We start from the raw sequence: 23,060 nt of genomic DNA on the forward strand, positions 1-23,060 counted from the left end.
GATGATTGAAGGTTTTGCGGCGGCGCTGCCGGCCAATGCGTGGAACTGGGTTGCGGTATGGCGACGCAACTATCTGGCATGGAAGAAAGTCGCACTCGTGTCGCTTCTCGGTAACCTCGCCGATCCTATGATCTACCTTTTCGGCCTAGGCACCGGCCTCGGCATAATGGTCGGCCGCGTCGACGGTGCGTCGTATATCGCCTTTTTGGCGGCCGGCATGGTCGCGGTAAGTGCGATGACCGCCTCTACCCTGGAAACATTGTACGCGGCTTTCGCTCGCATGCATTCTCAACGCACATGGGAAGCCATGCTGTATACGCACGTTACCCTCGGCGACATCGTTCTGGGTGAACTGGCGTGGGCAGCCACCAAGGCCTTCATGGCCGGTACGGCTATTACCATCGTCACCGCAACCTTGGGCTATGCCGCCTGGCCGTCCGTCCTCTATGCGCTGCCAATCATTGCTCTGACAGGGTGCGTATTTGCGAGCCTCGCGATGATCGTCACCGCACTTTCGCCCAGCTACGATTACTTCGTGTTTTACCAGACGCTTGTCCTCACACCTATGCTGTTCCTGTCGGGCGCCGTTTTCCCATTGAACCAGCTGCCTGGCGCCTTTCAGCAGATAGCGCGATGCATGCCGCTGTCACATGCGATCGACCTCATTCGTCCGGTTATGCTTGATCGCCCGATCAGCGGCATCGCCCTGCACGTCGGTGTGCTCGGCCTGTACGCGCTGTTGCCATTCTTCCTCTCGATGGCGCTGTTGCGCCGCCGACTAATGCGCTGACGAAAGAGAGTGAGATAAACAATGCGCTACGGACTTCGTGCTGCAAATAAAAACGACATCGCCAACGCAAATCGGCATCCAACCCAGGGTCTTCGTGGCATCCACTCAATCTCTCAACGTTATGGAACGCCCGGGACCTCGATCACAGGATCTCATGTTGATCCAGGCGTAAGAGAATTTCTTTGAGGTTGGTGATGTCTGACTGGCGTTCGCGGCGGCGAACGACAACGCAGCCTGTGTTTTTGATCAAACGGCCTTGAGACAGGCCAATTCAGTCTTCCTGTACGATAAACGGAGAGCGAGATGCTGTGTCTAGGATTGAGCGGCGGATTAGACAAAGTCTATGAAAACCGATTCCAGATTGCGAATACATTCATGCACGATGGCGCTGCGGTGCTCGTCCGAGACGGACAGGTCATCGCGGCCGTAGAAGAGGAGCGCCTCAATCGGATCAAACACTCCAACAAGCTCCCAATCAGTTCGGTTCAATACTGCCTTTCAGCCGCTGGGGTTCAGCTCAGCGAAATCGATCATGTGGCGTACTACGCTACCGAAGCCTATTGCAACGCCATGCTCGAAAACATGCTTGCTTCCGAGCCCGACGCCTCCATTCCGTTGGATGCCAAATTTTTGGTGCAGCAGCTGTTGGCGCAGGAGTTCGGTAGCGAGCTCGACCCTTCGCGTATCTCATTCGTAAGTCATCATCAGGCGCACGCCGTGAGTGCTTTTGCAATGTCGGGCTTCGAGCAAAGTCTGATTTTCGCGATTGATGGCTCTGGTGATTTCCAGTCGGGTCTTGTGGCGGTAGGATCTGGTGCTGAAATTTCGCAACTCGCGACTTTCCCAGAGAACAATTCCCTTGGGCTATTTTATCTCGAGGTGATCCGGTATCTCGGCTACGGCTTGTTCGATGAATATAAGGTAATGGGGCTTGCCCCCTACGGCGATCCCGTTCCCTATCGCGAGCTTTTCGAGCAGTTCTATGAACTGTCTGCAAACGGCGAGTATCGCGTCCACCTGGACCGCATCGGTCCGACTTTGCTTCGCACCATTCAGGTCCGGCAAAAGGGAATGCCATTCACTCAGCAGCACAAAGATGTGAGTGCGTCGCTACAGGAAGCACTCGAACGCATCGTGTTTCACATTCTTCGGCATCATCGTGAGGCCACGGGGATGACGCGGCTGTGCCTGGCCGGTGGCGTTGCGCACAATTGCTCCATGAACGGCAAGCTGCTCTATTCAGGCCTTTTCGAAGACATCTTCGTGCAGCCCGCGTCGCATGACGCTGGCTGCGCATTGGGCGCTGCATTAATCGTGTCTGGTGAGTTGGGCCGCCCCGCGCCGCGTGCGCGATTGCAGGAGGTTTATTGGGGGCCGGATCTCGCGAGCGATCATGCTGTGGAAGAGGAACTAAAGGCATGGGCGGGGCACCTGGAGTTTGAACGCACTGAGGAGGTGGCGGATAGGGCAGCCGAGTGGATGGCCGGTGGCGCCGTGATCGGCTGGGTGCAAGGTCGTTCGGAGTTCGGGCCGCGCGCGCTCGGAAATCGCAGCATTCTTGCCGACCCCAGGCCCGCCACAAACAAGGACCGGATCAACGCCATGGTCAAGAAGCGGGAAGGGTATCGCCCGTTCGCCCCATCAGTGCTGGAGGAGGATGCGCGCGAATTTTTCGACCTCCCAGGCAGTGCGTGCGAATTTCCCTTCATGAATTTCGTGGTCCGTGTGCGCGACTCCAAGCGTGGTTTGCTCGGCGCCATCACGCACGTCGACGGTACGGCTCGGCTGCAAACAGTATCGCGCAAGGCCAGTCCGGCCTACTGGGACGTCATCAATGCCTTCAAGCAGCGCACTGGCATCCCAATTCTGCTCAACACGTCCTTTAACAACAATGCCGAGCCGATCGTGGATTCAGTTGCAGACTCGATTGCCACGTTCCTGACAACAGGGTTGGATGGACTTGTGGTCGGGCCGTTCCTCGTCAAAAAACGGGCCGCAACGCTGGAGGATTGGACTGCGCTAGCGGTTTCATTGCCGCCTTATGTATCCCTGTATAAGGTCCGCGCTCACACGGCGCTGGATCGCCAGGAGACCATCTGCGAAATCCGAACGGATCACTCCAGCCGTGACGGTGTGCGTATTTCACCTGAATTGTTCGATCTGCTGACGCGAATCGAGGGCGAAGCCGTGCTCGCGGATCTCCTCGATACAATTACGCTGGATCAGGCCCAGCGCGAGGCTCTCACAGGAGAACTGCGACGGTTGTGGGAGCAGCGCCGCGTTCGGATGCGTCCCTCGCAAGCTGCTCGCGTCCATCAAAACTGATGCCAAAAGCTGGACGACAGATAACAGTTGCCGAAACACCGTTCTGTCCAAGCATCTTCATATGACTGTGCCCAGGCTGCGAGCATGCATAACGCCTATGGCAGTCGAGGATCAGTAATGGATTTGCTTGCCGGTGACTCAAGACAGCACCAATTCGTCGTTTCTCGACGGCGGACCCGGTTCGGTGACTGCCTATGGTCTTCGGCATCAGCCTGGTGTTACGCATAGCGGACGGGACGTGCGAGCGGGCTGCGCCGCTCGCGGGATAAGGCGGCGGCCCTACGGCGCGCCAAGCCGGCATATTCGTCGTTGAGATGCTTTTGGCAAAATGCGTTGGTGAGGCGACGATCATGTCTTAGCGCGCCTTGACCCTTCGGCCCCCTCGTTGGCGATGCCCGACATCTCCTTTCGGGCAATCGCCTGATCGGGATGCGAGTCGAGGAAGGGGAGCTCACCTAACCCACGGCCGAATGCCCGTCGCGCACCTGCGCGATCGCAAGCGCCGTGGTGCTGTGCCATTCCATGCGAAGCGCGAGAGTCCTTTTCAGCCCGCGCAGAACCAGGAAGGAGGACATGGTCGAGAGCGCCGCGCCGGTGATGTAGCGCAAGCCCGTTTCGTACAGCGTGTGGAGGCTTCCGCGTCGCCGAGGATTGCGCCGCCAAGGCGGCGGCCTCATTCGCCGCAACACTTTCGATCGTAGGTCGAGCTCAGGAAGACGCGTGGTTGACCGGCATTGGGAAAACCAGCCGGATCGTAGCCGTGATGGATCGCGAGGGTAGCGAAGCCGAATTTGGCATCGTTCGCAGATGTGCCACTTTCCGGTCTTGGATTGCGGTCTCGGGCATCGGCTTCAGACGTGCCTTGGCTTTCGGAAGGAGTGGCTGCAAACTGGTTGATATGGAATGTCCAGTTGGCAGGAAAAGAAATGGTCCAGTCTCCAGGTCCCGGTGCTTCAACCCGCTCGCATGGCATGGGCGCGCGCCAGATCTACGAAGCGCTTCGCGAGCAGATCCTCAGAGGCGTTTACGGCACCGGAAGCCAGCTGCCGTCCTCCCGTGGTCTCGCCGAGGAACTTGGCGTCTCGCGAACGACCGTCACCGTCGCCTACGAGCAGCTGGCCGCGGAAGGTTTCATCGACATCCGTCAAGGCGCGCGCCCTCGTGTCGCATCCTCACTGCTGGGACATGAGCTGACCGCCAATCCCCCAAAACGGTTCGGCCCGGTTCACTTGTCAAGCTATGGCGAACGGCTGCGTGGTACTCCGCGCTGGCCGGATTACCTGCCGAACACGCTGAAGGTTGATTTCCGATATGGCGTCCTGGCGCCCTCAGATTTCCCCGCATCGGTTTGGAAGCGCGCGATGAACGCGGCGATGGCGCAGCGGCCGGCACGGCTCGCCTATGACGATCCGTGCGGTTCGAGCCGGCTCCGCCAAGCGCTTCAGGGCTATCTCTGGCGCGCCCGTACTGTGCGCTGCGACCCCGAGCAGATCGTCATCGTCAATGGTTCGCAGCAGGGCCTCGATCTCTGCGCGCGCCTGCTGCTCGACCCCGGGGACAGCTTCGTCATCGAGGACCCCTGCTACAGGATGGCGCGCCAGGTCTTTGCCAGTACAGGTGCCACGCCCGTTCCCGTCGAGGTTGACGATCACGGCATGCAAACGGAGCAACTGGCGGGGGTCGCGGCCCGGCTGGCCTATGTGACGCCCTCGCATCAGTTTCCGCTCGGCGGCGTCATGCCGATCCCGCGGCGGCATCAGCTTCTGGAATGGGCGCGGGAGCAGGGCGCCTATGTCATCGAGGACGACTACGACAGCGAATATCGCTACGATATCAGCCCCGTTCCCCCGCTGCATAGCCTCGAGGATCATGGGGCCGTCATCTACCTCGGCACCATCTCCAAGACGCTCTCGCCGATGCTGCGGATCGGTTATCTCGTCGTCCCGGCGGAATTCCTGCAGGTTTTCGAAACCGCCAAGCAGCTTGCCGACCGGCATTCTCCGATGGCGGGGCAGGAGTCATTGGCCTCTCTGATCGAGAGCGGTGGCTATGAAAGCCATGTGCGCCGCGTGCGCCGCATCAACGGCGAGCGCCGGGAGGCATTGCTGACCGCCCTGAAGCGGAGTTTTCAAGGTCGGATCGCCGTCCAGGGGGCAGAGGCTGGACTGCACGTCGTCATATGGTTCAACGACCTGCCGCGATCGCGTGAAACGGCGTTGGTCGAAGCTGCCCAATACGCGGGTCTGGGTCTGCACCCGATTTCGCCGCTTTATCATCGGCAGTCGGGAGCAGGCGAAGCCGACCGCGTCGGGCTTGTCATGGGCTATTCCGCCCTGAGCATCCGGCAGATCGAAAAAGGCGTCGAGATGCTGCGCGACGTCGTCGCTCGACTCTGAGACGCTGACGGTTCCGCACGCGGGTTAGAACGCATTCGCGGCCGCTCATCGTAAACAGTTCATCGTTGAAATAGTCGCGCGGCCGGGCGACGGCCGCGCTCATGGCCGGCTGACTAAGGTTGATGCTGCTGCCGCCGCCGTGAGGTTGCACGCGATCCAAGCCTTTGTCTCATCTATCCGCAACGTGGATGCTTGTCATCGAAACAATCGATTTTGCCGATTGTACAGAACGTCTCATAGGAAGAATTCAAGGATGCAGCCCTAAGGAGATTGTCGATGCGTGCGTTGGCTCCGAGGAGCATTTTCTGGTGTGTCCCCCCTGGTCTGCGCCGAACATCAAGCGAGCCGATCCCCTTTTCGACCAGGTACATCGGTGATCGGCGCAAGCTGCATCGCGTCGGCTCTTCGCGACAAGCTCCCCCCGATAGCGTAGGCCCCTACCTCAAGGATCGGGGTTATGCCGATTGCGAATGGCCGACCGGTACAACAATTGACCGCAAGGGTTCGCAGCTATGAGACGTCTCGATGACAGATGGAAGGTGCAGAGTGAATGCGCTGACGGCACCGGGCGTCGAAGCGTTTATCTGACGTTTGACGACGGTCCCAATCCATGTTTCACACCACAGATACTCGATGTGCTGGCGCAAAATCGGGTGCCAGCGACATTCTTCGTCATTGGTGCTTACGCCGCAGAGCATCCGGAACTCATCCAGCGAATGATCGCAGAAGGGCATGAGGTAGGCAACCACACGATGTCTCATCCGGACCTGTCCAAATGCGGTTTGGGCGAAGTGCAACGTGAAGTATTTGAGGCGAACCAGGCCATCATGCTGGCATGCCCGCAGGCCTCGATCCGCTACATTCGCGCGCCATACGGCGCCTGGAGCGAAGAAGTGTTCACTGCCTCAGAGATCGCGGGGCTGGCGGCCCTTCATTGGTCGATCGACCCAAGAGACTGGTCGCGCCCCGGCACCGACGCGATCGTCGATGCAGTGCTCGCCTCGGTACGCCCCGGCGCAATCGTGCTCTTGCACGACGGATGCCCTCCCGACGAGTCGACACGGAGCACTCAAGCCAGTCTGCGCAACCAGACCGTTATGGCGCTGTCCAATCTGATTCCTGCATTAGATGCCTGCGGATATGAAATTCGCTCGCTTCCAGAACATCACTGAAATGCGAGATCCCACGGACCTGCTTTCCCAGCCAGTACCTGTGTGGTCTCGCTTATGAAGGCTTACAGGCCGTTTGCGCCCTGCGAACAAGCACTTCGTCGACATCGGACAAACTGGTCGGCTCCGACCGGTTGGCTAAGGGTAGTGTTGTCACCTGCTACAGTGAAAACCCGCGCAGGCTCTCGGCATGCCTAGCATCGCCGGTAGGTTCACTTTTCGACGATTGTTTGCATGTATGGTTCACTTTGCGTTGGATCAATTTCATTGGGCTTGCCGCAGGCTCACATAGCGACCAAGCGGGATCGCTGGCTGCGTCCAAAAGGTTTGGCAAGCAATTCGCATACCGTGACCGGCACCGGGGATTCCGGTGCCCTGATCCGGCGCGCGATGCCATCTTTCACCAACTGGACTACCTCAATAGCTTCTGACTGGCTGTTTCCAATATGCCAGCTTGCCAGTATCTGAACTGGTAACGCAAGGAGTTTCGCGATGTACATCCCTCCCGCTTTCCGCGACGACGACAAGGAATGCCTGCGCGCGACCATTCGCGCGGCGCTGCTGGCGAACTTCGTTACCGTCACGGCGGAAGGGCCGCTCGCAACGCCACTGCCCCTCTTCCTTGACGAGAGCGAGGGCGAGCACGGCGTGATCTACGGGCACCTGGCGAAGGCCAATCCCCAGTGCCGTGTTCCGCCGCTGGGCGACGGCTTGGCCATCTTCATGGGGCCGGACGCTTACGTGACGCCGGCATGGTATGCGACCAAGCGGGAAACCGGGAAGGTCGTCCCGACCTGGAATTACGTCGCCGTCCACGCCTATGGCCCGGTCGAGTTCTTCGAGGATGCGGGAAGATTGCTGGACGTCGTGAATCGGCTGACCGACCACCACGAGGGCGAGCGCGCCTCGCCTTGGGCGGTGTCGGACGCGCCGCCGGATTTTATACAGGCGCAACTCCGCGGAATCGTCGGCCTGCGCATGCCAATCACGAGGCTGGAGGGCAAGCGCAAAATGAGCCAGAACCGGAACGCGGCCGACCGCGCTGGCGTGGCGGCGGGCCTTGCGGCGAGCGAGCGGGCATCTGACCGCGACGTCGCCGCTCTCATCCCAAAATAATCATGAACTTCGTCGGAATCGACCATCATGCCAGAACTGACCCCACTCGCCCTGTACCTCGCCGCGGCCTCCGTGCTCGCCATCACCCCCGGTCCGGGCATCTTCTACGTTGCCGCGCGCACGCTCGCCGGTGGTCGTCGGGAAGGTATCGCTTCCAGCTTCGGCACGGGGTTGGGGGGCATGATCCACGTCCTCGCCGCAAGCTTAGGTGTTTCCGCGATCGTGCTCGAGAGCTCGGAACTGTTCTCCGCATTAAAGCTGTTCGGCGCGGTCTACCTCGTCTGGCTCGGCTTTCGCACCTTTCAAGCGGCCCGCCTCAAGGGAGCGACTGGCGGCGATGACGGCGCCGCAGTGGGTCCAGTCGGACCCCGGCGGGCGTTTCGTGAAGGGGTACTGGTCGAGGCGCTCAACCCGAAGACGGCAGTCTTTTTCCTCGCCTTCATTCCGCAGTTCGTGAATCCGAGCGCAGGGCTCGTAGCTCTGCAATTCGTGGTGCTTGGCTCCGTGTCCATTGCGCTCAACACGCTCGCCGACATCGTGGTTGCCGTCGTGGCCAGCGGCATACAAGACGGCGCGGCAGCGCGTCCCGGGTTGATCCGCCGCCTGAGGGAGGCGTCAGGTGGCGCGATGATCGCGCTGGGCGTCGGCCTCGCTCTGGCGAAACACCCTGCTGCCTGACTTTGGCGGGTACCTTGCGGAAGCAGTTGGATGGCTGCGAGCGAGTTCGGTCATTGCACCTATTTAACCATGTCTCAGGAGGCGCGGCACCGCCGTTTGGGTGAACGTCGGCTCATAAATGAGAGAAAAACATAGCGTGAGAGAAACGTGAGTACGACTGCCTCGCCTCGCTCATGCCCATCATTTCGGACCTCGCGAATCAACGCACGGTAGAAGCCAGTCAGCCGAGAATGACGCCCGTTTCATGGAAGGAAAGCCAAGCAATGCGCGAAGCATCGCCCCGCTTTGCACTCGATTATTTGGCGACGCCCGGACTTGACGTCAGGGCACTTTTCGCTTTTGCCCGCGACCAGGGCCTAACCGATGTCCAGATCCGCAGCCAACCGGGCAGCAATGCTATTGCACGCGGCATGCCGGCGGCGGACGTCCGGTCTGCGGCCGCCGACACAGGCGTTGGGATTATTTCCGTCAATGCCCTCCAGCGCTTCAATGAGTGGACCCCCGCCCGCAGGGCCGAGGCGAGCAAGCTCGCCGATTATGCAGCGGCCTGCGGAGCCAAGACGCTCATGCTGGTGCCGGTCAACGATGGCTCCTGGCCCGCCAATGTCGAGCGCCGGGGCGATCTCCGCGTCGCCTTGAAGGCGCTCAAGCCGATCCTCCAGTCGCGCGGTCTGATCGGTCTCATCGAGCCGCTGGGCTTCCGGACCTGCTCGCTTCGATCGAAGAACGAAGCGGCTAAGGCCATTGCCGCCATTGATGGCCAATCCGTCTTCCGCCTCGTGCACGACACGTTCCACCACACGCTTGCCGGGGAGACGTTCTTCTCCTCCGAGCTGACCGGTCTCGTCCACATTTCAAGCGTGAACGATCCGATCCACTGGATTTACCCGGATCGCGTCCTGGTCGGTTCCGACAATGGCAGCCAGATCCGGGCGCTGCTTGATGGCGGCTATGGGGGGCCCTTCTCATTCGCACCGTTTGTCGACGCAGCCCACCCGCTGGACGACCTCGCAGGCGCACTTGCCGCGAGCGTCGCTCTCTTCCGACACGGGCTATTGACGCGAGTGCCGGCGTGAGACGCGGGAGTAAATTAGGGCTGCCTGGGGCGCCTTTTGGCGTCCCCCGGAGAAGTCATTCGAGACGCCTCCTGTAGCAATATCTCTCGCAGCCAGATGCTTGCCGGATCACTGTTGTGAAGGGCGGGCCATTGAACGGCCTCGGTGAACGTGGGTAGTGGCAGCGGAAGGTCGATGATCCGCAGGGGAAAGGTTTTTTTGAAATGCTGAACCAGCCGGAAGGGCATGGTCGCTATACGAGCTGTGCCTGAGACCATCGGCGGGATCATGCTAAAGGCCTGCACAACGATCTCAACACGTCTCTTGAGACCATGCTCAAGAAAAAACTGTTCCTCGATGGAGGGCTTCAGCGTCCGCCCGAACTTGACCGCAACGTGCCTCATCGACATGTATCTCTCGAATGTAAGCTGCCGTGGCAGCTGCTTGTTCGTGGAGCAGCCCACGCACACGAGCGTGTCGTCGAACAGCGCCGCTCTTGGATGGGCACTTGACATGAACAATTCTGGAAAAATCAGAAAATCGACGTCACCGCGCCGGAGAAGCTCATCGGGGTCGTCGTCTATAGGCAACAATTCGAAGCTGACGGCGGGTGCTTCGCGTGCAACCCGCTCCACGACCTTTTCAAAAAACACGAGTGTGGCGAAATCGGAAAGAATGATCCTGAAACGGCGATCGGATTGAGCCGGATTAAACGGATCCCAAGAGATAATCGAGCACTGGATTTGCAAGAGTGCGCTGCGAACTGCGGGGGCGAGTGTTTCCGCACGCGGGGTTAGAACACGTTCGCGGCCGCTCGTCGTAAACAGTTCATCGTTGAAATAGTCGCGCAGCCGGGCGACGGCCGCGCTCATGGCCGGCTGACTAAGGTTGATGCTGCTTGCCGCCGCCGTGAGGGTCCGCTCGGTCAGCAGTGCGTCGAGCACGACGAGAAGGTTCAGATCAAGGCCCTTGAAGCGCATGGCTTTCACTTATCCATAGCGTGGATGCTCGCGATCTAAACAATCGATTTTACCAAACTTCCAGGGCGCTGCATAGATGACCGCACTTGACATGCGCCCGATCACGCCCCTGCTTCTGCAGCGTGTGCTGGGAAGTGACTTGTAAGTAGCCGATCATGTCGAACTCTCCGCCTTCTTCCAAAAGGCCTATGGGCGACAGGGGCTTTCAGGCGGTTGTAGCTGGGCCGGTGCGGGGCCGAAGGTTCGCGCAATCGGCTCTGATGTGCACGGCGTAGCAGCTCACTAGGACCCGCTGCGCCATTTCTTCACGGTTGGCGAGGTTGATTTCTTGGTAGGCGAACTCGGACCGTACAGGATGCATCCGGATCTTGAGAGACTCGGAATGAGTCATTCTATCCGCGTCATGCGTCCGGTGCTGCAGCAGCGTGGCATTCCATTCGCTTTTGGCATGGTTCGGCACCCGCTGCGAAACCATCTTGAGAGGTTCTGCAGAGACGGCCAGACGACCATAGTGCCGGGCGTTCGCATCGCCACACATGATCGCGACCGCCAATGCGCTCGAGGTTTGCGATCAGGCACTGGGATTTTGTCCGCTCGGTTGCAGCCAATCGGCCCTCCATACCACGCCGCGATCCGCGTGATTTTCGATCCTTTGCACCCCGCTCGCCGTGCCCAGAAACGGCAAGTAGCAACTGCAACAGATAGGCTGGAGTCTGATGCTTGATCACATAAGAGCCGGAGCGAAGGGACGCGGCTCGTGCCCAGCAGGGACAAACAACCGAGACCTAAGCTTTGATTTCGCCAAAGGCATACTCATTATTTTGGTGATAATTGGGCACTTGTTACAATATTTAATCTACCAGGGCACCGACGCTTTCTGGCTGTCGCCGTATTTCAAGTCGATCTACATGTTTCATATGCCTCTCTTTATGGCGATAAGCGGATATCTTTCTTCTGGGGCAATTTTGCGAAAATCGTTCACCCAGGGTGTCGGTGAGCGGGCAATGCAGATAATACTGCCAATGCTTTTTTGGTGTATGTTGATCTGGACGCTAAAGTTCGTAGTGATTTTTCCTACGAAGAGTTTAACCGACACATTGCTGGACTTGTCGACGGAAGTTATTGGAACCTACTGGTTCATATGGGCGGCATTTATTTCGTTCATTCTGATTAGAGTTCTTACAAATTTCAACCGTCTATCGATATGGATCATAAGCGCATCTGCAATTGCGGTCGCATTCGCACCCATCACGTTATCAATAACCCCGTTGTTAAAATACACCTACCCATTTTATTGTTTAGGGTTCCTGTTTGCCCAGCCGATCGGATGGCAGAATGGCGTCATCTGGCGTTACAAATGGATTTTTGTTGTCTTACTTTCGATAGCGGCTTTAATATGCTTCCTTGGGTGGGGCAAGGAGACTTATGCCTACAATAATCTCGTTTTAATTCATGATGAACAGTCAGCTAAACAAGTTTTTCTGATGTTCTCTGGCTCTTTGGCGGCTTCTGCAGTAGCAATGCAGTCTATGTTCCAATGCTGGAGACTTGTCTATTCGACTAGAGTAGCTCGCTTCGTCGCGGTGCAGCTTGGTCAGAGCACGCTGCTGCTTTACCTGGTCCAGGGTGCCGTGTTTCGCCTCATGGATTTGATACAGTTTGGAGAAGTCTGGAATCTCACGACCAGAATCGCCTTCGCAACTGTGCTTGGAGTGGCGATTGTCGTCATAGCGATGGCAATTCGCAGTATTGCGCGCAACCTCGGATATGTGTCGCGGATCGTTGTCGGAGCGCCGCCACGCCCAAGTCTGCTCAAATCTCAATCTGTAATCAATTAGTCACGTGAAAAATTCGCATCTGTAATCGACATGTTTCATAGCTCCGGACCTATCCGATCGACTGTTGTACCGGTCGGCCATTCGCTCGTCGGCCGCGCTATCCCCATAACTACGACGAGCACGTCCTCCACGCGCGCGGGCGGCAGGTCGGGACACAACACCTCTGAGTGGGACCGTAAACGAGCGCCCATAATGGTCACGATGACAAACAACCACGTTACGGACAGATGAGGCATGCGTTTCAAAGGCCTTGATCTGAACCTTCTCGTCGTGCTCGACGCACTGCTGACCGAGCGCAACCTCACGGCGGCGGCAAGCAGCATCAACCTTAGTCAGCCGGCCATGAGCGCGGCCGTCGCCCGGCTGCGCAACTATTTCAACGATGAACTGTTTACGATGAGCGGCCGCGAACGCGTTCTAACCCCGCGTGCGGAAACACTCGCCCCCGCTGTTCGTGGCGCACTCTTGCACATCCAATGCTCGATTATTTCTTGGGATCCGTTTAATCCGGCTCAATCCGATCGCCGCTTCAGGATCATTCTTTCCGATTTCGCCACACTCGTGTTTTTTGAAAAGGTCGTGGAGCGGGTTGCACGCGAAGCACCCGCCGTCAGCTTCGAATTGCGGCCGCTCGACAACGACCCCGATGAGCTTCTCCGGCGCGGTGACGTCGATTTTGTGATTCTTCCGGAATTTTTCATGTCGAGCGCCCATCCAAGAGCGGCGCTGTTCGACGAGACATTCGTGTGCGTGGGCTGCCCCACGAACAAGCAGTTGCCACGTCAGCTTACATTCGAGAGATACGTGTCGATGAAACACATTGCGTTCAGGGTCGGCGGTGCCCAGATGCCATCCATCGAGGAACAGTTTTTGCTTGAGCATGGTCTCAAGAGACGTGTTGAGATCGTCGTACAGGCCTTTAGCATGATCCCGCCGATGGTCTCAGGCACAGCTCGGATAGCGACCATGCCCTTCCGGCTGGTTCAGCATTTCAAAAAAACCTTCCCCTTGCGGATCATCGAACTTCCGCGGCCACTACCCACGTTCACCGAGGCCGTCCAATGGCCCACCCTCCACAACAGTGATCCGGCAAGCATTTGGATGCGGCAGATAATGTTGCAGGAGGCATCCCGCATGTGAAGTCGCGGGCACTCCTGGTCTCAGTCTAGATTTACTCAGCGCCTCATACGGGTGCGAACCGGCGTGCAAAATTGGGTCTGACGCACATTCGATGATTTTGCATGACGGCGTGCCACGTGTTTCCCCATGCTGGCAGCCGGCAACACCAAAAACATGAAGTGGAAGAAGTACTTTTACCGCAAGCTATGCGAGGCTGAAGGTTTTCGCCATGCGCCGCACCGAATTGCGGGGATACTGAGCGTGAGATAACTCGTCTCGTCCTCCTGCCGAATTCCGGTAAGCCGCCTTACCAAGGGCAGGCGGCGCTTGAGATTCCGCCGCTGGAAATCCGTCGCGCGGGGCTGTCGACGTTCAATCGCGGCTGGATCACAGTTGGTGAATACAACTACGATATCGCCGAACGATCCTCTATTTCGGGCCGAATCAGAAGCTGCGGGGCATGTTCGGCCCCGAGCTTCATGTAAGAGATCAGGCGCGCGATCCGCCCGATGCTCGCCGCAAGACAGAGCCGCATAGACCGCGTCGCCATGCCAGAGCGGTCGACGGACGAGGCGGTCCGGTTCGGTCCCGCACTCTTAGGTTCTCTCGTCGGCACCATCATTCGAAACGCCCCCGCCGGTCGAAATCGACCGGACAACAGCGTCCGATCACCCGGAGACGAGGCCTGCAACCGCCAAAAATCGTGCGTAGGATCGCACCGCGCGGCTGATGATTGCATCTTTCCCGCGCTGCACTGATGGCCTCTCTGTCAGGTGGTCTGAGGTTCGCGCTTCGGGCCGAGCAAGAACACTGTTAGGGCGCCGAGGAACGAGGCAACGGCGCTGTAGGCAAGGGAACTGGCGACGCCGGCATTGTCCATCAGTAGTCCGCCGAAAATCGCGCCCGCTGCGATGGCTACCTGGAACGTTGCGGCCATCAGCCCACCGGCGCTTTCGGCCTGCTCGGGAGCGGCGTGCAGCACCATCCATGTCTGCAGTCCCACCGGCACCGCGCCGAAGGCAAAGCCCCATACTGTAACCGCAATCGCCGTGGCCCAAGCCGATGCTCCCAGCGTCAGCAGCGAGACAGTGGCCATCGCTATGAACAGGGGAGGCAGGGCCGCGGCTGCCTTGAGGCTGTGCTCGGCCAGGAATCCGCCGGCCAAATTGCCGAAGAAGCCGCCGATGCCAAAGACGAGCAACACCAGCGAGATCGTCTCGATATCAAGCGCGGGAAACTTCTCAAGGAAGGCGCGGATATAGGTGAAGCCGGCGAAGTGCCCGGAAGCGACCAGCAGGACGACCAACATCGCGACTTTGATCATCGGATTCTTGGCCACATCCAGCAGACTGCGGAAGCTGGCCACTCCAATCGGAGGCAGCCTCGGAATGGTTATGAGTTGCACTACCAGCGTAACGGCGCCGACGACCGCAGCGATCATGAAGGCGGTTCGCCATCCCCAGATATCGCCGACATAGGCGCCGATTGGAGCCGCGCAAACGGTAGCGCAGGTAACGCCGGTGAGGATGATCGACATGGCGCGCCGCAGGAGGTGACTTGGAACGAGCCGCATCGCCAGCGCTGCCGAAATCGACCAGAACCCTCCGAGTGCTATGCCGAGCACGACGCGGGCGGCCAGGAGAACCGGCAGCGACCCCGCGACGGCCGATAGAACGTTCGACAGGATCAGCAGCAGCGTCATCGCCCATATGACGATCCTGCGGTCCAGGGGCCTTGTGATGACGGCCATCGTCGGCGCCGAGATCGCCCCCACGATGGCGGTCGTTGTCAGCGCCTGTCCGACTGCACCCTCGGTGATAGAGAGATCATGCGCGAGCGGCGTCAGCACGCTGGCAGGCAGAAACTCTGCCGTCACAAGCCCAAAGGTGCCTAAGGCAAGCGAAATGACTGCACCCCATGCGGGACCAGACCGTTGATCTGGCTGTTTTGGGTCATGCAGAACTCCGTCCATGAAGCCCGTAGCGGATTCGGTCATCAACAGGGTCTCCAGTTTGGATGTGCTGCAAACTCGGGTTGCTGCGTTGACCCGCATTAACGCCAGAAGCGCCATTCCCTGCGGCATTGCACGGACGAGGGGATGTTCATCGCTTCGCGATATTTTGTGACGGTGCGGCGCGCAAATCGATGGCCCTTTCCTTGGGCCGGACGACGATGTCGTCGTCGGAAAGCGCGTCATCTTGCGATTCGTCGGCGATTGTCGCCTTGATCCGATGGCGGACAGCTTCGGGGGGGACCGCGCGTCGCCACCTTGGGAGGACGCGCTCGCGACGGTGAAAAAATACTTCAGTTCGAACACTTCGCGCGGGGTCTGCATGTATGTGTTCGACGTCACCCGGCTTACCGTCGCCTGATGCACTTTGATCGCGTCGGCGACCCTCCTGGCGGAGGCGGGTAAGCGACAATTGGGCGAGCGCCACGGCTCCGTCAGTCTCGAACCAGCCATAGCAAATCAGATACCGGAGGAGGGACGTCTGGAGGGGACGTTCGGCGCAAACGTGCACGGTCTCCTTGGGCGCTTGTATGGAACTTCGCGTTTTTGCCATGGTTCTGTTCATAGCTTTCTACGTGCTTTGGTGGGCTCTAACGGATAACAGCAAGCGCTATGCCATTTCACTTGGGGGCACCGAATCGGACTATCTTTTGCCGAAGCCCTGTCGGCTTGAGCAGGGGCGCCGTGCATTGACCGAGACCGAGCGCGCCGCACAATCGCTTGGTCACCCGGACCGAGCAAAGGTGCTGTACTGTCGGAGTAGTCAGAACTTCCGCGCCGGCAAGGGAAGGCGAAAGCCGTTCCGGACGGGCCGAGCCGATGCATTGCCGCACGCCGGCATCGACCGCGTAAGGCTTTGTCTCTGGCGTGTAATTGCGTGCGCAGGCTGCGATCTGCGAAGATGCGGCCGTCGCGCCTACGATCGCGCTGTTGCTGCTCCCCCTGTCGAGGAAGGCCTTTGACACCTCCGAGCTCTTCAGCACGGCGCGCCGGTCTCCACGCCCTGAGGATCGAGTCCGGCTGGGCGTCACGGCGTTTGCGAGATTGAGATTCCTTGATTTGCTCCCTCGTGCGCGCCTATCCGAAAACATTGTTGTGTCCCGAAGGCTGACAAGAATGTCGCAAGCGCGACCAAAAGATCGCCACGGCCCACAGGGGCAATTGCGACCAGTGGCCTTCTTCGGAAATCGGGGGAGCAATACCCTTTCCTCGTCGACTTCGGACGCGGGCTCAGCCGTGCCCGCCGCGCCGCTAGGAACGACCTAACCTTGGCGGATGGCGGCTGGCCGATCACCCGGGTATGTCCGCGTCGATAAAAGAAAAGCGTCTGGTCTCAGCCAGGCGGACCTCGCGAAGGCCATCGGTATCAATTTGGTCGAATTCCTCGATCACGCCGAGACGATCGGTTTCGCTCCAATGGAACCAGCTGGCGCGGATTCGACCAAGTTCCCAACCGAAAACACACGAAACGCGGCGGCTTCCGACCGCCGATCAATGGGCCGAGGCCCGGTCGCTGTTACCCTCGAATGAGTCCGCCATGCCGAGGCGGCTCGTCGATAGCCGCGGGTTGGCGCCTCTCCGGGGCGCGTTGGCTGCACGTTCCGCCCCTTGGACCCCGCTTCCGGCAACAACATCCGGCCGCCAAAGCTCGCCCTTGTCAGTGCTCGATTACCACGCCGAGATGCCTGCTGGGGCTCCCGGTGCACGGGCACATTTATCGATCCGGCACGGTGTTGAGCGTGCGGAACCCGCCGCACGCGTTCCGATCGCTTGTTGTGCTCACCCGATCACGCGACCTGTCCCCACACGTCTTGAGGACATTCCCCTGCGGCTGGCTCATTGACCTATGGGCGGTTCCAGCCCGCCCGAAACCCTCGCCACCAGCTTTTTTCCCCGCCGCATGACGCGGCTTCCTCGCGCCGCTTCGCTTCAAAAAAGCTGCCCGCTCGGGTCCTTCGCTGCCGCTGCGGCCCTGCCGGGTTCGGGCGGTCCGGACGCGCCCATCACGGTCCGCCATCGCAGGGGAATGGTCCCCGGCGACAGCAGAAGGAGACAGGAAAATGACCGCGATCGGTTACGTCAACAAGCAGGAAAACGGCAGCTACAAAGGCCAGCTCAGGACGCTCAGCGTCCGCGCCGACATCGACATCGTGCCCAATCGGAGCAAGTCCGCCGACAACCATCCCGACTTCCGGGTGCTGACGCAGGGCGTGGAGGTCGGCGCCGGCTGGATCCGAACCGGGGAGACTTCCGGCAACGACTATGTGAGCTTGTCCATCGCCGCACCGGAGTTCGGTCCCCGCAAGCTCTACGCCAATCTCGGCCGCGCCGCCGGCCAAGACGATCAAGACACCTACGCCGTCATCTGGAACCCGGCCGACTGACCGGCCGGCTCAAGCCCTCGCGCCGCAACTCGGCGCGGGGGTTCCCGCCGACGCTCGCCCGAAGGGGCGGCGAAAACTCCCACCCGACTCTTCGCCCGTCCCCAGGACGACCTCGCTCGCCGATCCTCGCGGTCGCTTGTCCGAAGCGAAACGAGGACCATCATGGACGACGAAAACGACCGCGCGGCCCGCGCCAAGAAGGGCAGTCCGTTTCTGAACACCGCGCAGGCTGCCTTCTATATCGGCCTGTCCCAGCGCACCCTGGAAAAGATGCGGCTGACCGGCGGCGGCCCGAAATACCGCAAGCACGGCCGCTATGTCCGCTACCACATCGACGAACTCGACGACTGGTCGAAAGGCCGCCCGCCAGAACCCGGCTCCGACGATGACAAGGGCGGGTCCGGCTCAGCCGACGAGGGAGCCCGCTCATGAGCCAGCGGCCTTCCATCCATCTGATCGGCAGCCGTTTGCGGCGCGTTCGGGCGCGCAACGCAATCGCCATCGCCGCGATTGGCCTGAGCCTGACAGGCTTCACGGCGCTCCCAAAGCCGTCTCCCTTGCTGGTCTGGAACGCCTCGGCTAGCGCGCCGGTCGGTCTCTATCGCGTTGGGTCTGGCACGCCTGCGCGCGGCGATCTTGTGCTCGCCCGCCCGCCTGGCTTCGTTGCCTATCTCGCCGACCAACGCGGCTATCTGCCTCGCAATATACCGCTGGTGAAGCGTCTCGCCGCGCTGCCGGACGAGCATGTCTGCGCCTTTAGTAATGCCATCATCATAGGCGGCGAGATCGTCGCCCGTCGGCTCAAAATCGACACGCAAGGCCGTCCGCTGCCCTGGTGGAACGGCTGCCGAGCGCTCGCCCATGACGAGGTTTTCCTGCTCGGCAACGAAAAAAATCACTCCTTCGACAGTCGCTATTTCGGGCCGGTGCCGGCCGAAAACATCATCGGGAGGCTGGTGCCGCTATGGACCGAGTGACCCTCCTGATGCTCGGCATGATCGCCGTCGCGCCATGCGCCTGTTCCGCCTCGACCGGCGCTGAGCCAGCCGTCATCTCCCAAAGTCCGCAGCTGCAACGATGGCAGCACTTCGTATCGGAAGCAAGCGCACGCTTCCACATTCCCCAGGCCTGGATTTGCGCCGTCATCGATGCCGAAAGCCGCGGCAAGACCGTCCTCGATGGCCGTCCCATCACCTCCCGCGCCGGCGCCATGGGTCTTATGCAGGTGATGCCCGGCACCTATCAGGAGATGCGCGTCGAGCACGGTCTGGGAGCCGACCCGCACGATCCGCGCGACAACATCTTGGCCGGAACCGCCTATCTCAGCGCCATGTATAAGCGTTTCGGATTCCCCGGCCTGTTTGCCGCCTACAACGCTGGACCCGAGCGCTATGAAGGCCATTTGAAGCTTCGAAGGCCGCTGCCGAAAGAGACCGTTGCCTATCTGAAACAGCTTGAGGCGACGGGGATTTCGGCGGCCGACATGAACGAATTCAAAGGCCAATCCACAACTTCAAAGGGGCGGAACGCTCCCTCCGGACGCTCTTTGTTCTTCCTTCGCGACGGTGTTCGCGCCGGTGAAACGAATGGCGGCCTTTTCGTGCCGCTCGGCAGGGATCTCGCGCGGCCAAAGAAGCACAATGGCTAGCGCTGTTGAGGGCATCCGGGAGGGGCCAGGGACGCTTAAGGCGAGGGGCGAGGGGCGCGTAAGGCAAGATAAAGGCACCGCCTCCGATAGGCGGTTAAGTCTTTGTCTGCACATCGCTTTCCCAGGAGGCTGCCAGCGGCACCAAGAGGCTGGGGCGCGCAAGCCGCGGATTTTGTTGCAGTATTTCGGGAGGCTTGCATGACAGACGACGAGTTCAGGCCAAAGCTTGGCAAGATCGGGTCGCGCGGCTCGAAGGCAGAAAAACGCTTCGCCGGCCAGGTCCGAGCTGCAATCAACCGAGCCGGCGGCAGGTCCCCGCGCGGTGGCCGCTTCACGGGAAGCCGGGCTGGGCGGGGTGGGGCCGCAGCCGCGCTGCTCAAGTCACGCGACCGCTACGCCGCCTTTCGGCTGCGACGTGTCGTCGTCAAGGCACGGGTCGTCAAACTGGCCGGCAAGGGTTCCGACGGAGCGCACGCGCACCTGCGCTACCTCCAGCGCGACGGCGTCACCCGCGAAGGCGAGCCTGGCCAACTCTATGGTGCCGACAAAGATCGGGTCGATGGCAAGGCCTTCCTCGATCGTGCCGATGGCGACCGGCATCAGTTCCGTTTCATCGTCGCCGCCGAAGACGGCATTGAGTATGACGACCTCAAGCCACTGACCCGACGCTTGATGGCGCAGATGGAAGAGGATCTCGGCACCAAGCTCGATTGGGTTGGCGTCGACCATTTCAACACTGGCCATCCCCACACCCATGTCATCGTTCGCGGCAAGGACGATCGCGGCGAGAATCTCGTCATCGCCCGCGACTACATCTCGTCCGGTTTGCGCGAGCGCGGGGCCGAACTGGTCAGCCTCGATCTCGGTCCTCGCACCGACCGCGAGATCGAGCAGCGCCTGCGCCAGGAAATGGAACAGGAGCGCTTCACCAGCATAGACCGGCAGCTGCTACGCATGCGCGACGACGACGGACATGTCACGCCGGACGGCCGGGACGCCTTTCGCCAGACGCTGCATCAGGGACGCCTGCGCAAGCTCGATCGGATGGGGTTAGCCGATGAGATCGGCTCTGGCAGGTGGCGTCTGGACGACGAGCTTGAGGCGACGCTGCGCCGCGTTGGCGAGCGCGGCGACATCATCAAGACCATGCACCGCGAGCTGACCGGCAAGGGGCTCGCCCGCAGTGCTGCCGATTACATTGTGCATGATCGACCGGAACCGCTGGCCGCACCTATTGTCGGTCGCGTCGTCGTGCGTGGGCTGGCCGACGAGATCAGCGACCGGCATTACCTCGTCGTCGACGGTGTGGACGGGAAAAGCCATTATGTCGATATCGGCAAGGGCGAGGCCGCTGGGCCGACGCCCGACGGCTGCATCGTGCGTGTCACGCCGAGGAACATCGAGCCCACGCCGGTTGACCGGGCGATCGCCGAGATCGCCGCTACTCATGAGGGCCGCTATTCCATCGACATTCACCTCAAGCATGATCCGTCCGCCACCGAACGCTTTGCCGAAACCCATGTGCGGCGGCTGGAGGCGATCCGCCGCGCGACCGCCGGCGTGGAGCGCGAGCCGGACGGAGCCTGGATCATCGCGCCAGATCACCTCAACCGTGTCGCTGACTATGAGCGCCAGCGGGCCAGGGCCGAGCCTGTTGTTGTCGACGAGCTCTCGTCAATGCCGCTGGAGCGACAGGTCCGTTCTGACGGCGCCACCTGGATTGACCAGCAGCTGGTTGCCGACCGACCGGAGGCCTTGCGCACCTCCGGCTTTGGCGGTGAGGTACGGGAAGCGCAAGTCCGCCGGCGGCAGTGGCTGATCGCGCAAGGCCTCGCGCATGAAGAGCAGAACCGGACCGTCTACCGCGCCAACATGATTTCGATCCTGCGCCAGCGCGAGCTGAACCGTGTCGCCGGCCAGCTGTCGGATCAGCTCGGTCTCGCGTATGCCGAAGCGCAGCCTGGAGATCGAATAGAAGGCACGCTGCGCCGATCCGTCGACCTTGCTAGCGGCAAGTACGCTGTCATCGAGAAGTCGCGAGAATTCACGCTGGTGCCATGGCGACCAGTGCTTGACCGACATCTCGGCAAGGAGGTTTCCGGTGTGGTGCGCGGGGAGGCCATCTCATGGACCCTCGGACGGCAGAGGAGCGGACAGAGCGTTTCGTAGTGGCGGCGCGGCGTGAAAGGAGGTACTGCACGTCTCATCGAAACCGTGTCACCTTTGAACCGTCGTGGCAGCCTCAAAACCGAACGTTAACGGGCTTCGAATGACAATAGGATCGTCAGGAGAGGGGCAGCTTTTTGCACCCTGCCTCTGGCGCTGGTTGCCAATTGGCTTATCATTAATGGGAAACAGCGCCGCATTGGGGACGAGTCGAGCGCGGAAGGTAACGGAACAATGGCGCGAACCGGCATCGCACGGAAGGATGACGATCTTGGCTTTTCCAGCGACCGTGCCTCGCTGCCGCTTCAGGCGCTTGTCGCCGAGGCGCGGGCCCAACAACAGAACGGAATCGCTGAGCGACTAGTCGACGCGATCGACGCAGATCGTAGGAAGAGGTCCAGTGCGCCGAGAATGCGTGAATACGCCATCCCGCCAGAATTGAGTGACGCACTGGTCGAGCTCAAGCCGAGCCGTAGGCTCAAGGATCTCGTCCTGGCACCGGAGACGTCGGGGGAAATCCAGGAATTCATTGACGAGTATTCGGAAATCGGATTGTTGCGGTCCCACGGTCTCGAGCCGCGGCATAAGGTGCTGTTGGTCGGGCCGCCCGGGACGGGCAAGACAAGTCTCGCTGAAATACTCTCGCACGAGCTGCGGCTGCCATTTTATGTCGTCCGGTATGACGGACTTATCGCCAGCTATCTCGGCGAGACCGCATCCCGCCTTCGCCGGCTCACTGATTTTGTCGCCGGGCAGTCCTGCGTGGTGTTTTTCGACGAATTCGACACGGTTGGCAAGGAACGGGGCGATACCCAGGAGACCGGAGAAATCAAGCGCGTCGTGAGTTCGCTTCTGTTGCAAATGGATGCGATACCCACGAACTGCGTGATTGTGTGCGCCACCAATCACCCCGAGCTCTTGGACCGTGCCGTGTGGAGGCGCTTCGAGCTTCGAGTGGACGTGCCACTTCCACGTCCGCAGGAAATATCCCAGTGGTTTCATCGGCTCCGGAAAGACTACGGTGACTCTATTGCCTTTATTGAGGAAAAATTCGTACGCACATTGAACGGTCTGAATTTCTCGGATATCGAAGCCTTCACTTTAGACGTGAGAAGGAAGGTCGTTTTGTCTCGCGGAAAACTTGCCGCCGACCAAGCGCTGCTTGAAGGTCTGGCCAAGCTCCGGCGGAAACGGTCAATTCGGGGGGGGGCTGAAGATAGTAGACCGGCCGATCATACGCATTCGCCGAAGCGAAAACGTGCTCAAGCGCTTAAAGGGGAGCCGAAAGGCTCGCTTCCCGAGGGCTCGCTCCTCTGAGGAACAATCCAGGAGGCTGGCTCCGGGCATCGCCCTCCTAAAGGAATCACTAGAAGCTGGGGCAACCA

At 60.3% G+C, this 23,060-nt stretch carries 21 protein-coding genes and 4 pseudogenes; 18 read left to right on the forward strand and 7 right to left on the reverse strand.

What is annotated here, in order from left to right; genetic code table 11:
- Window position 1: 1 nt before the first annotated feature.
- The 3 genes from Amn_RS06170 (at window position 2) to Amn_RS06180 (ending at window position 3,343) form a co-directional block, all read left to right on the forward strand.
- Entirely contained in the window at window positions 2-790 is a 789-nt protein-coding gene (locus Amn_RS06170) for an ABC transporter permease (RefSeq protein ID WP_010913823.1), read from the forward strand.
- Between the two features lie 303 nt (window positions 791-1,093).
- The gene (locus Amn_RS06175; protein WP_199201271.1) at window positions 1,094-3,115 is read left to right on the forward strand and encodes a carbamoyltransferase family protein; all 2,022 of its coding nucleotides are present in this window, start codon (window positions 1,094-1,096) and stop codon (window positions 3,113-3,115) included.
- Between the two features lie 117 nt (window positions 3,116-3,232).
- Complete coding sequence (locus tag Amn_RS06180; RefSeq protein ID WP_286295183.1) at window positions 3,233-3,343, forward strand: nodulation protein NodZ; 111 nt, start codon at window positions 3,233-3,235, stop codon at window positions 3,341-3,343.
- Here the strand turns inward: Amn_RS06180 and Amn_RS32590 are convergent.
- Both Amn_RS32590 and Amn_RS06185 read right to left on the reverse strand, forming a co-directional pair.
- Window positions 3,334-3,570, reverse strand: a complete 237-nt coding sequence (locus Amn_RS32590) for a DUF6398 domain-containing protein (RefSeq protein WP_244748460.1) — start codon at window positions 3,568-3,570, stop codon at window positions 3,334-3,336. The two genes, Amn_RS06180 and Amn_RS32590, sit on opposite strands and share 10 nt — an antisense overlap.
- Window positions 3,571-3,723: a PLP-dependent transferase gene (locus Amn_RS06185; RefSeq protein WP_244420605.1), complete on the reverse strand. Its 153-nt coding sequence runs from the start codon at window positions 3,721-3,723 to the stop codon at window positions 3,571-3,573.
- Between the two features lie 318 nt (window positions 3,724-4,041).
- Between Amn_RS06185 and pdxR the strand changes: the two genes are divergently transcribed.
- The gene (pdxR, locus tag Amn_RS06190; RefSeq protein WP_010913827.1) at window positions 4,042-5,511 is read left to right on the forward strand and encodes a MocR-like pyridoxine biosynthesis transcription factor PdxR; all 1,470 of its coding nucleotides are present in this window, start codon (window positions 4,042-4,044) and stop codon (window positions 5,509-5,511) included.
- A gap of 22 nt (window positions 5,512-5,533) precedes the next feature.
- On the opposite strand, the pseudogene Amn_RS06195 reads toward pdxR, so the two are convergent.
- Window positions 5,534-5,694, reverse strand: a pseudogene (locus Amn_RS06195) (LysR family transcriptional regulator); the annotation flags it as partial.
- A 329-nt stretch (window positions 5,695-6,023) separates the two neighbouring features.
- Between Amn_RS06195 and nodB the strand changes: the two are divergent.
- From nodB to Amn_RS06215, 4 genes are all read left to right on the forward strand, one after another.
- Window positions 6,024-6,683, forward strand: a complete 660-nt coding sequence (gene nodB, locus Amn_RS06200) for a chitooligosaccharide deacetylase NodB (protein WP_010913829.1) — start codon at window positions 6,024-6,026, stop codon at window positions 6,681-6,683.
- A gap of 489 nt (window positions 6,684-7,172) precedes the next feature.
- Complete coding sequence (locus tag Amn_RS06205) at window positions 7,173-7,796, forward strand: FMN-binding negative transcriptional regulator (protein ID WP_010913831.1); 624 nt, start codon at window positions 7,173-7,175, stop codon at window positions 7,794-7,796.
- 27 nt (window positions 7,797-7,823) lie between these two features.
- On the forward strand, window positions 7,824-8,474 hold the full coding sequence (locus tag Amn_RS06210; RefSeq protein ID WP_010913832.1) for a LysE family translocator: 651 nt from the start codon (window positions 7,824-7,826) through the stop codon (window positions 8,472-8,474).
- A 263-nt stretch (window positions 8,475-8,737) separates the two neighbouring features.
- On the forward strand, window positions 8,738-9,550 hold the full coding sequence (locus Amn_RS06215; protein WP_162034361.1) for a TIM barrel protein: 813 nt from the start codon (window positions 8,738-8,740) through the stop codon (window positions 9,548-9,550).
- A 14-nt stretch (window positions 9,551-9,564) separates the two neighbouring features.
- Here the strand turns inward: Amn_RS06215 and Amn_RS06220 are convergent, their stop codons facing one another.
- Entirely contained in the window at window positions 9,565-10,509 is a 945-nt protein-coding gene (locus Amn_RS06220; protein ID WP_286295184.1) for a LysR family transcriptional regulator, read from the reverse strand.
- A 208-nt stretch (window positions 10,510-10,717) separates the two neighbouring features.
- Here Amn_RS06220 and Amn_RS06225 point away from each other — a divergent pair.
- Window positions 10,718-11,233 (forward strand): annotated as a pseudogene (locus Amn_RS06225) (GNAT family protein); the annotation flags it as partial.
- The gene (gene nolL / locus Amn_RS06230; RefSeq protein ID WP_286295185.1) at window positions 11,226-12,347 is read left to right on the forward strand and encodes a nodulation factor fucose acetyltransferase NolL; all 1,122 of its coding nucleotides are present in this window, start codon (window positions 11,226-11,228) and stop codon (window positions 12,345-12,347) included. The pseudogene Amn_RS06225 and the gene nolL, both read left to right, overlap by 8 nt.
- Window positions 12,348-12,382: 35 nt before the next feature.
- On the opposite strand, the gene Amn_RS32595 is transcribed toward nolL, so the two are convergent.
- Window positions 12,383-12,670 carry a GNAT family protein gene (locus Amn_RS32595; protein WP_353622418.1) on the reverse strand — a complete coding sequence of 96 codons (288 nt, stop codon included), beginning with the start codon at window positions 12,668-12,670 and terminating at the stop codon, window positions 12,383-12,385.
- Between Amn_RS32595 and Amn_RS06240 the strand changes: the two genes are divergently transcribed.
- The gene (locus tag Amn_RS06240; protein WP_286295186.1) at window positions 12,582-13,487 is read left to right on the forward strand and encodes a LysR family transcriptional regulator; all 906 of its coding nucleotides are present in this window, start codon (window positions 12,582-12,584) and stop codon (window positions 13,485-13,487) included. The two genes, Amn_RS32595 and Amn_RS06240, sit on opposite strands and share 89 nt — an antisense overlap.
- Before the next feature lie 120 nt (window positions 13,488-13,607).
- A pseudogene (locus tag Amn_RS06245) lies at window positions 13,608-13,714 on the forward strand (nitrogen fixation protein NifQ); the annotation flags it as partial.
- Window positions 13,715-14,235: 521 nt separating this feature from the next.
- Here the strand turns inward: Amn_RS06245 and Amn_RS06250 are convergent.
- Together Amn_RS06250 and Amn_RS06255 are read right to left on the reverse strand one after the other, a co-directional pair.
- Entirely contained in the window at window positions 14,236-15,462 is a 1,227-nt protein-coding gene (locus tag Amn_RS06250; RefSeq protein ID WP_044549158.1) for an MFS transporter, read from the reverse strand.
- 56 nt (window positions 15,463-15,518) lie between these two features.
- Window positions 15,519-15,864, reverse strand: a pseudogene (locus tag Amn_RS06255) (RNA polymerase factor sigma-54); the annotation flags it as partial.
- A 1,673-nt stretch (window positions 15,865-17,537) separates the two neighbouring features.
- Between Amn_RS06255 and Amn_RS06260 the strand changes: the two are divergent.
- From Amn_RS06260 to Amn_RS06285, 6 genes are all read left to right on the forward strand, one after another.
- Window positions 17,538-17,861, forward strand: a complete 324-nt coding sequence (locus Amn_RS06260) for a DUF736 domain-containing protein (protein ID WP_006328923.1) — start codon at window positions 17,538-17,540, stop codon at window positions 17,859-17,861.
- Window positions 17,862-18,023: 162 nt separating this feature from the next.
- Window positions 18,024-18,293, forward strand: coding sequence for a helix-turn-helix transcriptional regulator (locus Amn_RS06265; RefSeq protein ID WP_006328932.1), 270 nt, complete (start codon window positions 18,024-18,026; stop codon window positions 18,291-18,293).
- A complete protein-coding gene (locus Amn_RS06270) occupies window positions 18,290-18,838 on the forward strand; it encodes a S26 family signal peptidase (RefSeq protein WP_010913839.1) in 549 nt (182 codons plus the stop codon). Before Amn_RS06265 ends, Amn_RS06270 begins: the two co-directional genes overlap by 4 nt.
- Window positions 18,826-19,509 carry a lytic transglycosylase domain-containing protein gene (locus Amn_RS06275; protein WP_027033383.1) on the forward strand — a complete coding sequence of 228 codons (684 nt, stop codon included), beginning with the start codon at window positions 18,826-18,828 and terminating at the stop codon, window positions 19,507-19,509. Before Amn_RS06270 ends, Amn_RS06275 begins: the two co-directional genes overlap by 13 nt.
- Before the next feature lie 198 nt (window positions 19,510-19,707).
- Complete coding sequence (rlxS, locus tag Amn_RS06280; protein ID WP_202324022.1) at window positions 19,708-21,678, forward strand: relaxase/mobilization nuclease RlxS; 1,971 nt, start codon at window positions 19,708-19,710, stop codon at window positions 21,676-21,678.
- A 231-nt stretch (window positions 21,679-21,909) separates the two neighbouring features.
- Entirely contained in the window at window positions 21,910-22,992 is a 1,083-nt protein-coding gene (locus tag Amn_RS06285; RefSeq protein WP_069091179.1) for an AAA family ATPase, read from the forward strand.
- The last annotated feature ends 68 nt before the right edge of the window (window positions 22,993-23,060 follow it).

Source organism: Aminobacter sp. Y103A, from assembly GCF_030294925.1.
In the GTDB taxonomy this organism is placed as follows: Bacteria; Pseudomonadota; Alphaproteobacteria; order Rhizobiales; family Rhizobiaceae; genus Aminobacter; species Aminobacter ciceronei.